A 12,413-nucleotide genomic window follows, 5' to 3' on the forward strand; every position below is an offset into this window, starting at 1 on the left:
TGCGGCTGTATCAGGCGTCGACTAGCCGGTTTGCTGTGGCCGTTCAAAGTGGCGCGGTAGTACACGCCGCCGCGACCCATATGCACGTAATTGCCCCGCGGCCCAGTGCCTACCCGAAAACCGGGAACCCCGACGCTAACTCCCAGGCCTGACTTGCTCAGATTGAACCGGAACGGCCCAGCGCGCAAACTCTTGCGGATATAAAAGCCCACCGCATCCCCCTACAAAAGGACTCCGGTCAGGATCGTGCCACAGTGAGGTGACGTGAGATGGGGATTCGATCGCAGAAAGAGCGATGGTCTGCCCGTCATGCCCCATCTCTCATCCAGCCAGCGCCCGCGATGCGAGATTCCAGCCGTCGAATTTGCATCTCGCGATGGCGCAGACAGGACACCGTGATGTAGGTGTCACTGTGAGAAATCACCGATCCGCGTTGCCCGCGGTCTGCAGGCCGGCTCGATCAGGGCCGGCGGCATTTCTGATGAAATACTCCGCCGGCGTTACCGCTCCACCCCACATTCATGGACACGATTACTACGCTGTGGTCGTCTCCGGCAGCTTCCGGCACTACCTCCACGACCCTGACGAGTACGAAGTGCTCACCCCGGGAAGCACATGGTTTCAAAAGGGCAACGCCGTTCACAGCGACACCTGCGTAGGCGATGAGGACTGCATCCTCAGCATCTTCTGGCCCCGAGGCTTCGACGTCACGTTCATCGAGAATGCGACGCCGTGACGGCGCCGAACTCAATACCGGTCTGATCCGACCGGCCACAATGTCCGGTCGGCTGGTGACCACCGCAGGCATCGTATTCGCGGTCGCGGTGACGGCCATGGTGTCCTGCGGTCTCACCTCGGTCGGCATGTTCGGTTCGATCGCCGGCATCGGCCTTCGTCTCGACACGTTGATCGTGCGGTCCTTGATCAACCCCGCCCTGGCGCGACTACTCGGGCCGTTCTTCGGGTTGCCGCGCATCGTCCTCAGCGCCCCGCGCGAATCGGCATCGGCGCACTGGCCCCCGAGCAACACCATGGAGAGGATCTGTACCGAAAAGTGTTGTGAACGAGTAGCTTACCGGCGACCCCATATTCGGTAGCGCTCCGCTGGTTGCAACGCCTGCAACAACGAAGGGGGGTGCCGGACGCAACCGAGTGCCTCGAAAGATCCCGCGACGGGGCTATGCCTGTCCCAAACTCGGCCGGTAATCAGCGACCTCGGTCTCGGCAGCAAGCAATGCGCCCAGCTCCCCATCCTGCTGAGCAACAAATACACCCATAACCTGTCGGCATACCTCCGGCACGCTCACCCCACGGAGATCCGCAATACGCTTCAGCCCGACCAGCATTGTCGTCGACACGTGAAACTGCACGGCGAACTGACCGCACGAACCATCTTCAGGCGGCAACCCTGGACCCACCACTACCGGTTCATCCACCCCGTACTCGCTCACTTCAGAACGCCGAGCTGGTACAACAACCCCGCCGCCAGCGCCGTCACCAACGCCGTCGGCCGAGTCCCGGAACTCCTGATGACTGAACAAACCCATTCCGCTCACGTTAGACCGCGCAGTCGTACTGCATGGCAGCAGCAACAATGTCTTGGCTTAACCGCTTGAATGTGGCTCTGGCTCCGCGGGCCGATCAGGTTGGGAAATCAGCGCTGCGAGAGAGCATTTCGTTGGTTTGGATATCTGCCAGATTCTTTTGCAGCGTATCGATCACGGCATCGTATCCGCTGTTACCCAGGACGAGCCGACGGGGAGGCGGGTCCTGGGCCATCGCTGCGATAACCGCACGGGCACCGCGGCGTGGATCGCCGGGTTGCACACCGTCCATCGCGACGAAGGTGGCACGGACCTCTTCGAGCATCTCGTGGTAGCCCGGGATCGGCTCGTCGACGGGTTCGTCGGCGAATCCGGTGTAGGCGTTGGTGCGGAACGCCCCCGGTTCGACTGCCAGCACGGAGATGCCGTGTGGAGCGACCTCGTCGCGCAGCGTCTCGGTAACGGCTTCGATGGCGAACTTCGTCGCGCTGTAGTAGCCGAATCCAGGCGCTGATACCAGCCCGGCCACCGAGGACACGTTGACGATCCACCCGTTCCCGCGGGCCCGCATCGCCGGCAACGCGCCACGTGTCACGGACAGCACGGCGAAGAAGTTGAGCTCGAACATTGCCCGCAACGCGGATTCGTCCATCCCCTCGATCGATCCGTACCTACCGCGGCCGGCGTTATTGACCAGCACGTCGATGCCGCCGAACTGCTCCTCGGCGGCACGTACGGCACGCTGCACCTGAGCTGCATCGGTGAGTTCCAGTGGCACGACGAGAACGCGGTCGCCATACTGCTCGGCCCAGGTCGCCAGCTCGTGCGGGCGCCGGGAGGTGAGCGTCACGCGGTCACCGGTCTCCAGTGCCGCCTCGGCGAACGCCATGCCAAAGCCGCCGGGGCTGCCTCCGGTGATGAACCAACGCCGCGTCACGGTTCGATCACCACCCGGCTGATCACAGTGCCGGCGAGGGTGAAGCGGTAGTACAGGTCGGCGACCCCGCCGGGGAAATTGCCCTCCAGATGCTGCCCGACGTCGACGCCCGAATCGGTCGTCGTCGCACCGACGAATTCGGTGGTGAAGGTGTACTCGGCGCCTGCGGTTGCCACCCAGCCGCCGATCTCGTCATAACGCTTGTAGTCGTGGCCTTCGTCGGTCACCACGGCGTCGTGGGTGAGTGTGGCCAGCACTCGATCCACGTCATGGGCATCGAGCGCGGTCATGAACGTCTGCACGGCTTCTGGGAGTGTCTCCCATTCTGGTGTGGTCATGGCCCCACGATGGAGGTTGCCGTAAGGGGAAGGTCAAGCGTCGTTTGCGGGCATACCGCGATCCTGAAGCCTTCCCCTAGGGGAAGGCTTCAGGATGCCCTCGTTCGATGTAGGTGAGGCAACCCAGAGGAGGACACCATGGGCGCACAGGTCTCGATCGGTGACTTCGCGGTGATGACCGGTCTGAGCCGCAAGGCGCTACGCCACTAGCACGACATTGGCGTTCTCGAACCAGCCCACGTCGATCCGAACACCGGCTACCGCGTCTACGACACCAGCCAGGTCGATCACGCCCACATCATCCGCCGGTTCCGATCGCTGGACATGTCCATTCCCGACATCAAGGCGCTACTGAGCACCGACGACGCCGGGGCGCGCACCGACATCATCACCACCCATCTCGAACAGATGGAAGCTCAGCTGCAGCAGACCCGTGACACGGTAGGTGCGCTGCGCGAATTGCTCGCCCCCGTGCGCACTCCCGCCGAGGTCACCGTGCGCCACGAACCGGCGTTGGCCGTGTGGTCGGTCAGCGCCACCATAGAAACCTCCGGAATCAACGAGTGGTTCGAGGTGTCGCTGCGGCGACTACACCAAGCCGTCAGCACGGCCGCAGGCGCACCGACCGCGGTGGTGCCGGGCGGGCTTTACGACCGGGCGCTATTTCTCGAACAGCGAGGCCGCGCAACCATGTTCGTCGAAGCACCCCCATCGGCAGAGCCGCCCGAGGGCGTCCACGCCGAGGTCTTTCCCAGGGCCGAATTCGCGGTGCTCCGCCACCCGGGCGGTCATGACGGCATCGACCGCAGTTACGCCACCCTGGGCGTCTACGTCAACGAACATCTGATCAGCAGCCAGGGACCCATTCGGGAGCATTACCACGGCGGCACGCCCACAAATCCGGCCCGGTTCACCGCCACCGAGATCTGCTGGCCGATCTTCGGTACCACCGCGTCGCACGGATGACGGCAGTCCAGGCCCGGCCGTTTCTCGGAACGGGTTGTGACGCGGACTCATTCGCTCTGATTTAGAGGCTAGATCGATGCTGGGCGCTCAGCCCGCCGCAGCATCGAGGACACCTTTGATTGTCAGTCGGTCAGTCCAGCACCTGTTTGAGCGCTTTACCGACAGCCGCGATCGAGCCCGGTGTGTAGCTGGGCATGTTGAAGATGACCCCGCCGACACCGGCGTCGAGGACCTTGGTCTTGATCTGATCGGCAATGGCCTCGGGGCTGCCGACCGCGGCACGGGACTGGAACTCTGGGGGCAGCGAGTCGATGGTGACGTTGGGGTCAGGGAGCACGCTGATCAGCGTGCTGGTTTCCAGCGTCGCCGGATCACGTCCTGCCTCTTCGCAACGTTCCCGAACGACCTTCACCTTGCCGGCCAGCTGATCGAGCGGCGCGATGAGGTTGAGGTGGTCGAAGTGCTTGACCGCCAACGGGATCGTCTTTTTCTCCCCACTGCCGCCGATCATCAGCGGAATGTGGTCACGCAACCGCGGATTGGCGAACGCGTCCTTGGTCTTGTAGTACACACCGTCGACAGTGACGCGCTCACCTTTGATCATCGGCAGGATGATCTCGAGCGCTTCGTTGAGCTTGTTGAACCGGTCGGTGAACGTACCGAATTCGAAGCCCAGGGACTCGTGTTCGAGCTCGAACCAACCCGCGCCGATGCCCAGAATCGCGCGGCCCTGACTGATCACGTCGAGGGTGGTGATCTCCTTGGCCAGGAGGGTCGGGTTCCGGTAGGTGTTGCCGGTGACCAGCGTGCCGAGCTGCACCGATTCGGTGGCCGACGCAAGCGCACCGAGCGAGGTGTAGGCCTCCAGCATCGGCTCGGTCGGTTCGCCAAGGCCCGGCAGCTGATAAAAGTGATCCATCACGAATACGGAGTCGAAGCCGGCCGCCTCCGCCTCCTGCGCCTGCGCAATGACTGTCGGGAAAAGCTCCTTCACACCGGTGCCGTACGAGAAGTTTGGAATCTGATATCCGAGTTTGATCGTCACCAATCCGACCCTAGTTGCGATTAAACGGAACCATAACCCCGTTTCGCTGATGGCGAACGAGGCGCTGCCCAGAGGTCGTCGACACCGTGCTCGCCGGCAGCAACATGCGCGTGTCGAGGATGCCAGCTGTCCGGGGCGTCAAACCGCGCCGTGCTGTGCGGCGCGCAAATCGCGAGCGGCCGTCGGCGCATCGAAGATCCGGTGACCACCAGCCAATTCGTCTGCGCCAGTGCGATTCTCCAGCAACATGTGTTGTTTTTGCTGTCGCCACTGTTCGTACCGCCGGTTGGTTGGAGTATTTCTGGGTATGCCCGTGGGTCTGAGTTGCTCGTAATGGCGAGTGGCGTTCGCAACTGCCGGGAAAACGGAGATACAGATGTCTGATGAGGGTTCGCCGGCGGTGTTGTTCGACCTCGACGGCACGTTGGTTGATACGAATTTCCATCACGCGGTCGCGTGGCAGCGCGCATTCGCCGATGTGGGCGCTCATGTGTCGTGTTGGCGCATCATCGAACTGTTGGGGCGCTCCGGCGATGAACTGGTCGTGGAGTCGATCGGTGAGGAACTTGCCGAACGTAGCGGCGATGCCGCGAAGGACGGCCACGACAGGTATTTCGGCGAATATGAACCTGCACTGCAGACGACCTCTGGTGCCCGCGATCTGCTCCAGGCCATCACCGATCATGGGTGGCAGACGGTGTTGGCGACCTCGGCGGGGGAGACGACACTGAAGCTGTTGCGCCGGGTTCTGGACGCCGATAACCTTGTCGGCCATGTCACTTCGAGCGCCGATGCCGACCGCGGCAAACCTCATCCCGATATTGTCAGCACAGCGCTTGAGCGCGCCGAGATTGGTGCCGAGGACGCTATTTTCGTCGGTGACGCCGTGTGGGACATGCAAGCGGGCAAACGCGCCGGAGTGCCGACGGTAGGTCTGCTCAGTGGCGGAGCAAGCCGCAAGGCGCTAGTGGACGCGGGTGCTGTCGCAATCTACGACGACCCACGCGACATCCTGGCCAATTTCAGCGACTTCATCAATCTGCGTACGAAGACCTAACCCCTCACCGCCGTCCGAAAAACCGGCGGGTTCTGTTGCGGCTCAGGCACATGGCGCAGCAGCCGAATGCGCACTCCCTTTTCATGGACAGCGGGCATCTATGATCAGGTGATGAGCTTGCCTCCAAGTACCGAGTGGGCGCTGCACTGTTGCTGGTTATTGGCGCAAAGTGACGGCACCCCGGTAGCGCGACGTCGCCTCGCAGAATTTTTCGATTTGCCCGAACCCTATCTCGCCAAGGTGCTCAAGTCGCTTGTCAATGCCCACGTTCTGCAATCGGTACCCGGTAACGCCGGCGGGTACCGACTCGCGCGGCCCGCGTCGAAGATTCGGGTGCTCGACGTGGTCGAGGCGCTCAGCGGTACCGAGCGGACGTTCCGCTGCGCGGAGATTCGTCAGCGAGGCCCGGTGGGTTTGTCGCGGGAGCAATGTCGCACTCCGTGCCGAATTGCGGCGGTGATGGACGACGCCGAAAACGCCTATCGGGACTCATTAGCGAAGACCACCCTCGGCGATCTTGTCGCTGATACCTCCAAGCCGTCGGCGGACCGAGTGATTCGCTGGTTGGGTCCGCATGCGCGCGCCGCATTACAACCGCCGCCTGCCAGCCGCGCCAAAGGCCGGGGCCGCAGCGACGCCGACCGATAGCTGACCGTCACGGATAGTCCGTGCGGAGCACTGCCACCGATTCAATATAGATGTATCGTATCTACGTTAACGTGTACAGTGGATGTCTATAAAGAACTGACACACCGCGAACATTGTCAGGAGCGCCGAGCAGGAGGGCTCAGTCATGAACCCACGACATCAGAGATCGCTTGACGGAGTTTTCGAACAGCGCGGGATAGCCGGCGGCGACGCCTTGCAGGCTTCTCGGGTCGAGAAGGCGGGGGAGTCGTTGTGGGGGTGAGTCATTCGACGGTCGACGCGGTAGCACGGTTCGTGGTGTCCGCTGAGTCGGACGACCTGAGTCCCTCGGCGCGCGCCGCACTCAAGCGCAACGTGCTCGACAGCCTGGCATGCGCCATCGGTGCCCTCGACGGTGAACTCATCGGCGGCGTGCGTTCCCACACCGAACAATTCAGCAGTGCGCCCACCGCGACGCTGGTCGGTGGCGGCCGCGTGTCGGTCGACCAGGCGGCGTTCTTCAATACGGTCCTGGTCCGCTATCCAGACCTTCTCGACACCTATCTGACGGCCGGTGGCCTGTGCCATCCCGCCGACAATTTCGGGACCGTGCTCGCAGTCGCCGAACACGTGCGCGCCCATGGCTCAGACTTCCTGCTCGGGCTGGCGCTCGCGTATGAGATCCAATGCCGCTTCAGCGCTCAGGTCCCATTGATGGCTCGCGGGCTGAATCATGCTCTGCAACTTGCTATGTCATCGAGCGCGGGCTCTGCGCGGCTGCTGGGTCTCGACGCGCACGCGACTGCCAACGCCATAGCCGCAACGACGGTGGACAACGTGTCCTTGGCCGCAGTGCACGCCGAACCGGTGTCGAATTGGAAGGGAATCTCACCGGCGGTCACCGGCATGCGGGCGGTCTACGTAACGATGTTGGCCTCCCGCGGCATCACCGGACCGCACGCCGTTTTCGAAGGCCCCTACGGGCTAGACGGACTGCTGGAGCAGCACGTCGACTTCATGGTGACCGATCGCCGGCTCGACAGCGTCGAGCGGACTTACCTGAAGCAGTACTGCTCACTCATTCACGGCCAAGCGGTCATCGACGCCGTGTTGGCCGTGTGCTCGGAATACCAGTTAGGAGCGGACGACGTCGACACCATTACGGTCGATGTCTTCCAGGGGGCGTTCGACTTCGCCGGCGGCGGCTTGTACGGCCCGAAAGACAACGCTCACACCAAGGAGCAGGCTGACTACAACCTGAAGTACCTCAGCGCGGTCGCCGTCGTGGACGGCTCGGTCGGACCCGCTCAGCTCGAGACCGAACGCGTCCGCCGCCCCGACGTTCAGCAGATGATGCAGCGGGTCACCGTGCGCGCAGCCGACGATCTGACCGCCGCCTACCCGCAGCGCACCGCGGTTCGCATTCACCTCAGCACCCGCGACGGCCGCAGCTTCGACCGGGAGCAGGACGACTTCGAGGGCTCACCAACCCGCCCGCTGAGTTGGGACCGTGTGGTCGAGAAATTCCATTGGCTGGCTGAGCCTTTCAGCGACCACGCGTTGCGCGACGACATCATCGCCGCGGTCGACACCCTCGATCAGATCACGGTCAGAGAACTGACCAGTCTGTTAGGCAAGGTCAGTCAAACGCCGCTGCGGGAACGCACCCGACACCGTTTGTGACGAGACTGCTTAGCTGACGTCAGTGAGAGTCGAGGAGGTTAGACGTCATGACACTGTCCACCCGATTCACCGCGCGTTTCGGTGTCAGGCACCCGATTGCGTTGGCGCCCATGGCCATGGTGGCCGACTGGGAGCTGGCCCGGGCAGTCGGCGACGCCGGTGGCCTCGGAATCCTGGGCGCGGGATATGCAACGCAACCCTGGCTTGACGACCAGCTCGAGAAAGGGCCGATCGACGGGCTCGGAGTCGGCTTCATCACCTGGGCGCTGGCGGAACATCCGGAATGCCTGGAGAAGGTCGTCGAGCGGCGACCCGCAGCGATCATGCTGTCCTTTGGTGACGCGGGTACCTTCGCGCCGGCGATACGCAACGCCGGCATCCCGCTGATCTGCCAGATCCAAACGATCGAGCAAGCTGGCCAAGCCATCGACATCGGCGCCGACGTCATCGTCGCCCAAGGTGGGGAAGCCGGCGGGCACGGGGCAGCGCACCGATCCAGCTTTACCCTGATCCCTGAGATGGCTGACCGGCTCGACCGGTACGCCCCCGACACGCTGCTGCTTGCCGCGGGCGGCGTCGCTGATGGCCGCTCGCTGGCGGCCGCGCTCGCCCTCGGCGCGGACGGAGCCATAGTCGGGACGCGATTCTGGGCTGCGGTGGAGTCGCCGATCCCCTCGGCCGCAAAGAAACACGCCCTGGCGGCCTCCGGCGACGACACCGTCCGCCAGCGCGCGCTCGATATCGTTCGTCAGCTCGAATGGCCTGCGCCGTACACCATCCGGACTTTACGCAACAGTTTCACCGAGCGGTGGCATGGCTACGAAGACGAGTTGCGTGCCGACGTCGACGTGCAACGTGCCCGCTTCCTCAACGCCCGGCAGGACGAAGACTACGACTTCGCCGACGTGGTCGTCGGAGAAGCGATCGGTCAAATCAACCAGGTGCAGCCAGTGGCGGCGATCATCGATGAGATGGTCACCACCGCGAGCCGAATCCTCAATCGGCGCGCAGCAGAGCTCGAAACCGACAAAGGACAATAACGGTGCCCCTGATATACGTCGACCTCATCGAAGGTCGCACACCCGCGGCCATCCGGACCGTGCTCGATGCGGTACACGACGCGGTCGTCGAGGCATTCGGTGTACCGCCCCGCGACCGTTATCAGGTGGTGCGCACCCATCCGGAACACGAAATCGTGGCATTGGACACTGGTTTGGATATCGATCGGTCTGACGCACTCGTTATCGTGCACGTCGTGAGTAGGAGGCGTACTGCGGCTATGAAGCAGCAGTTCTACCGACTGCTCGCCGACAACCTGGCCACCCGGTGTGCACTCGATCCGACCGACTTGATCGTGTCAATCTCTGAAAACGGCGACGAGGATTGGTCATTCGGACACGGACGCGCTCAGTTCTTGACCGGCGAGCTGAGCTGACGGCTGCGTACCAACCGGTGGGTCTGCGCTGCAGACGCGCGGTACGCCGAGATCGCTTGGTGCTCAACCCGACTGCGGTCGCTCACGCTATCGCGCAACCCGCTGGGGTCAGTATCGACGAAGAAGTCATGCGCTCGACGGCGTAGAAATAGGTGTCACCTTGCCGCCACGGGTGACGAGACGCCGTCGATGGAGAGGAATCGAGATCGTGTCCAAACCAGCAGTAATCAGCGGGGATGACGTCAGCCCCGCTGAGAAGGCGCTCCGCTACGAACTGACCACCCTGGCTTACCGACTGCCCGACGCCGCGTCGGCGAAAACCGGCATCGAGCCGTGGCTGACTTCGCCGGACGCCCGTGGTCGACTGCTCGGCAAGTGGGAAGCCGAACACGGCATTCTTGGGCGCGTCTACGTTCTGCGCGAATTCGAAGACGACGCTGAGTTGGCTGCCGAGCGGATGCGCGCGACGCACAGTTCCAGGCCGTTCGGCGCCGGCAGCCACCTGACCGACCTGACGATGCAGGGCTTCGCACCGTTTCCTTTCATGCCGCGAGTCACTACCGGGGAGTTCGGCTCCGTTTACGAAATCCGGGACTATCACCTCATTCCCGGTGGTCTTCCCGCAACCATCGATGGCTGGCGAGTCAAACTTCCAGGCCGTCACCTCGTCGACCCGATTTCCGTCGTCATGTACGCGCTCGACGGGCCGGCGCGCATTGTCCACATCTGGCCGTTCTCAGGACTCGATGACCGGGTAACCGTCCGGCAGCGCCTCGTCGACGCAGGCAAGTGGCCGCCGCCCGGCGGCCCCGAGCACATATTGGAAGCCACCTCCACCATGGCTTGGCCGCTGCCCGGCTCTCCCCTGCACTAGAGGTAGATGCTGATCCGAAGATTGTGCGCACCAGCGGCCGCGCTGCGGGGCCGGCTGTCAGCGCCAATCCAATGATCAAGCCCTGGATCAATACGCAGCAAGTGATCGCGTCGAATTGACCGAACGTCGCACGATTCGTCGCGCAAATGGCCAGCGCACTGGCGCCGCTCGGACCAGGCGTACCGCTGGCACCGGAACCCTAGGCGCTATCAGTTCGACACCACTGGTCAGGCGGTCGGCGAAGCGGCTGCGATCCGCGGTCCCGGTTGTCACAGCGGGGGACTGCCGCCGCACGCACGTCTAGCATGCCCCGCGATGCGGCCGAGGTCATCGTGCCCGGAGGTCTACTCCGCGAAGAAATGTCTGATCTGTCGGGACGACGCGTCGAATCCAGTCCCGTGGACAGACTATGCACCGAGAAGCGAAGGAACACTTCGCCGTCGCGGCGTTCGTGATCAATAGTCCCACCATGGTTTCGACGATTCCGGTGGCGTAGGTGCGCAGCCGGGCACGGCGCTGTGATGCGCGACGGGTGGTCGAGGGTGTGAATAGGCGTGGGTTGGTGAAGTGGGCGAAGCCGATTCCTGCCAGCGTCAGCCCGGCGAGACGTGACGCGTCTGCACGGTGTGCGTCCATGGTTGCTCCTGGTCGAGCCGCGAGTGGTTAGAGGCCGGTGGTTGTCGAGGATCGGTCGCGTTGTCGGCGCAGTGCGGTCATCGCCGGCTTGAAGCCGGCCACGATAGCCAGCGCGCCCCAGACGCGCCGCCGCTTCAACACCGAGTGACACGATCCGACGTAGTCAGTGCCGACATCGTGTTGCGCTGCTGTGGCGGACGGGTGCGGTCTTCCGCGGTCGGCGGCGGTTGCAGGCCCGTAGTCGGCCATCAATCCGCAGCCACAACTGATGTGACGGCCCGGGCGGTCGTAGGCATCGAGATGCGCCGGGGAACACAGCAGCGCCACGCCCGCGGCGAACGCCGCGATGGCGAGCAGGCCACCTGTGAGCCGATCACCAAGCGCGCCAGCCGAACTCATCACCACCCCCATCTCGTTGGGCGCGAACTGGAACGCTGCACTACCGCCTCGCCGGGTACGAGGCGGGTTGACGACGAGCCGGCGACCCATCTCGGACGAGTACACCACAATTGTGTACATTGATCAATGTAAACAATCAGACGCGTTAGTTGAAGCGAAACGGGTTCCGAGTCGAACCGTCCTCCTGGACGTTCAAGCTCGCCGGCCGGCGGTTCGCCGCACACATTGACGCTCAGCGGTCCCCGGAAGATCAGTTCATTGGAGATTCGTAGATGAGGATGCACTCGAGCAATCTGGTGTGTGGGATCGCGGTCACCATCGCTGTGGCGGTGTGTGGATGTTCGCGCGCGACCACACCCGCTGATACCAAGCCCGCCACGAACGCGACCACAAGCCTCATCGTCAGTCTCGGTCGCACCTTTCTCGTCCAAGGCGCCATTTTGGCCAAATACCGCGATTCCGGTGGTCCAAGCGGTTGGCTGGGTGAGCCGACGTCCAGTGAGAAGCCAGGGCCAAAGGGGGGTCGCTTCAACGAATTTCAGAGCGGAGCCATCTACTGGACTCAGCACACCGGTGCGCACACCGTATCGGGACAGATCCTGTGGGCGTGGACCGCCGATGGCGGCCCCGACGGACAGCTGGGTTATCCCGCCAGCGACGAACAGACCGTGCCCGGCGGAACCACATCCTCGTTCGAATATGGCACCGTCGACTGCCTGAATGGTCACACTTCGATTCACGTTGGGCCGGCGTCGCCCTAAGCCGCACAAACGGTTTGGGCTGCGGCGGTCTGTGCGGAACTCAGCCCTAACTGTTGTCGAGTCACGGCCGTCACGCGGGAGTCCGCCGGTGCGGCGAGCCTGGAAGTTAAA

14 protein-coding genes and 2 pseudogenes are annotated in these 12,413 nt (G+C 63.4%); 10 read left to right on the forward strand and 6 right to left on the reverse strand.

Annotated elements, in window-relative coordinates:
* Positions 1 to 65 precede the first annotated feature (65 nt).
* A pseudogene (locus CYU59_RS28990) lies at positions 66 to 212 on the reverse strand (DUF4236 domain-containing protein); the annotation flags it as partial.
* Positions 213 to 481: 269 nt separating this feature from the next.
* On the opposite strand from CYU59_RS28990, the gene CYU59_RS09325 reads away from it, so the two are divergent.
* Positions 482 to 736, forward strand: coding sequence for a hypothetical protein (locus CYU59_RS09325; RefSeq protein WP_292988485.1), 255 nt, complete (start codon positions 482 to 484; stop codon positions 734 to 736).
* Positions 723 to 1,097, forward strand: coding sequence for an MMPL family transporter (locus CYU59_RS09330; protein WP_292988487.1), 375 nt, complete (start codon positions 723 to 725; stop codon positions 1,095 to 1,097). The genes CYU59_RS09325 and CYU59_RS09330 overlap by 14 nt, the downstream gene beginning before the upstream one ends.
* A gap of 81 nt (positions 1,098 to 1,178) precedes the next feature.
* Here CYU59_RS09330 and CYU59_RS09335 read toward each other — a convergent pair whose 3' ends face one another.
* The 3 genes from CYU59_RS09335 to CYU59_RS09345 form a co-directional block, all read right to left on the reverse strand.
* A complete protein-coding gene (locus tag CYU59_RS09335; RefSeq protein ID WP_292988489.1) occupies positions 1,179 to 1,547 on the reverse strand; it encodes a hypothetical protein in 369 nt (122 codons plus the stop codon).
* Positions 1,548 to 1,641: 94 nt separating this feature from the next.
* Positions 1,642 to 2,481 (reverse strand): SDR family NAD(P)-dependent oxidoreductase, encoded by an 840-nt coding sequence (locus CYU59_RS09340; protein WP_292988490.1) that lies wholly within the window; start codon positions 2,479 to 2,481, stop codon positions 1,642 to 1,644.
* On the reverse strand, positions 2,478 to 2,819 hold the full coding sequence (locus CYU59_RS09345) for a nuclear transport factor 2 family protein (protein ID WP_292988491.1): 342 nt from the start codon (positions 2,817 to 2,819) through the stop codon (positions 2,478 to 2,480). The genes CYU59_RS09340 and CYU59_RS09345 overlap by 4 nt, the downstream gene beginning before the upstream one ends.
* 138 nt (positions 2,820 to 2,957) lie before the next feature.
* Between CYU59_RS09345 and CYU59_RS09350 the strand changes: the two are divergent.
* Positions 2,958 to 3,785, forward strand: a pseudogene (locus CYU59_RS09350) (MerR family transcriptional regulator).
* A 130-nt stretch (positions 3,786 to 3,915) separates the two neighbouring features.
* On the opposite strand, the gene CYU59_RS09355 reads toward CYU59_RS09350, so the two are convergent.
* Positions 3,916 to 4,830, reverse strand: a complete 915-nt coding sequence (locus CYU59_RS09355; RefSeq protein WP_292988493.1) for an LLM class F420-dependent oxidoreductase — start codon at positions 4,828 to 4,830, stop codon at positions 3,916 to 3,918.
* A gap of 400 nt (positions 4,831 to 5,230) precedes the next feature.
* On the opposite strand from CYU59_RS09355, the gene CYU59_RS09360 reads away from it, so the two are divergent.
* The 6 genes from CYU59_RS09360 to CYU59_RS09385 all read left to right on the forward strand — a co-directional run bounded on the left by CYU59_RS09360 (position 5,231) and on the right by CYU59_RS09385 (position 10,506).
* Positions 5,231 to 5,887 (forward strand): HAD family hydrolase, encoded by a 657-nt coding sequence (locus CYU59_RS09360; protein ID WP_292988495.1) that lies wholly within the window; start codon positions 5,231 to 5,233, stop codon positions 5,885 to 5,887.
* Positions 5,888 to 5,998: 111 nt separating this feature from the next.
* Positions 5,999 to 6,535, forward strand: coding sequence for an Rrf2 family transcriptional regulator (locus CYU59_RS09365; protein WP_292988497.1), 537 nt, complete (start codon positions 5,999 to 6,001; stop codon positions 6,533 to 6,535).
* Between the two features lie 258 nt (positions 6,536 to 6,793).
* Complete coding sequence (locus CYU59_RS09370) at positions 6,794 to 8,197, forward strand: MmgE/PrpD family protein (RefSeq protein WP_292988499.1); 1,404 nt, start codon at positions 6,794 to 6,796, stop codon at positions 8,195 to 8,197.
* Positions 8,198 to 8,244: 47 nt separating this feature from the next.
* Complete coding sequence (locus CYU59_RS09375; protein ID WP_292988501.1) at positions 8,245 to 9,237, forward strand: nitronate monooxygenase; 993 nt, start codon at positions 8,245 to 8,247, stop codon at positions 9,235 to 9,237.
* Positions 9,238 to 9,239: 2 nt separating this feature from the next.
* A complete protein-coding gene (locus CYU59_RS09380; RefSeq protein ID WP_292988503.1) occupies positions 9,240 to 9,632 on the forward strand; it encodes a tautomerase family protein in 393 nt (130 codons plus the stop codon).
* Between the two features lie 208 nt (positions 9,633 to 9,840).
* Positions 9,841 to 10,506 (forward strand): NIPSNAP family protein, encoded by a 666-nt coding sequence (locus CYU59_RS09385; RefSeq protein WP_292988505.1) that lies wholly within the window; start codon positions 9,841 to 9,843, stop codon positions 10,504 to 10,506.
* 663 nt (positions 10,507 to 11,169) lie between these two features.
* On the opposite strand, the gene CYU59_RS09390 is transcribed toward CYU59_RS09385, so the two are convergent.
* Entirely contained in the window at positions 11,170 to 11,661 is a 492-nt protein-coding gene (locus CYU59_RS09390) for a hypothetical protein (protein ID WP_292988507.1), read from the reverse strand.
* A gap of 152 nt (positions 11,662 to 11,813) precedes the next feature.
* On the opposite strand from CYU59_RS09390, the gene CYU59_RS09395 reads away from it, so the two are divergent.
* Positions 11,814 to 12,302 carry an esterase gene (locus CYU59_RS09395; RefSeq protein ID WP_292988509.1) on the forward strand — a complete coding sequence of 163 codons (489 nt, stop codon included), beginning with the start codon at positions 11,814 to 11,816 and terminating at the stop codon, positions 12,300 to 12,302.
* Positions 12,303 to 12,413 lie beyond the last annotated feature (111 nt).

Source organism: Mycobacterium sp. (genome assembly GCF_002863225.1).
Classification (GTDB): domain Bacteria; phylum Actinomycetota; class Actinomycetes; order Mycobacteriales; family Mycobacteriaceae; genus Mycobacterium.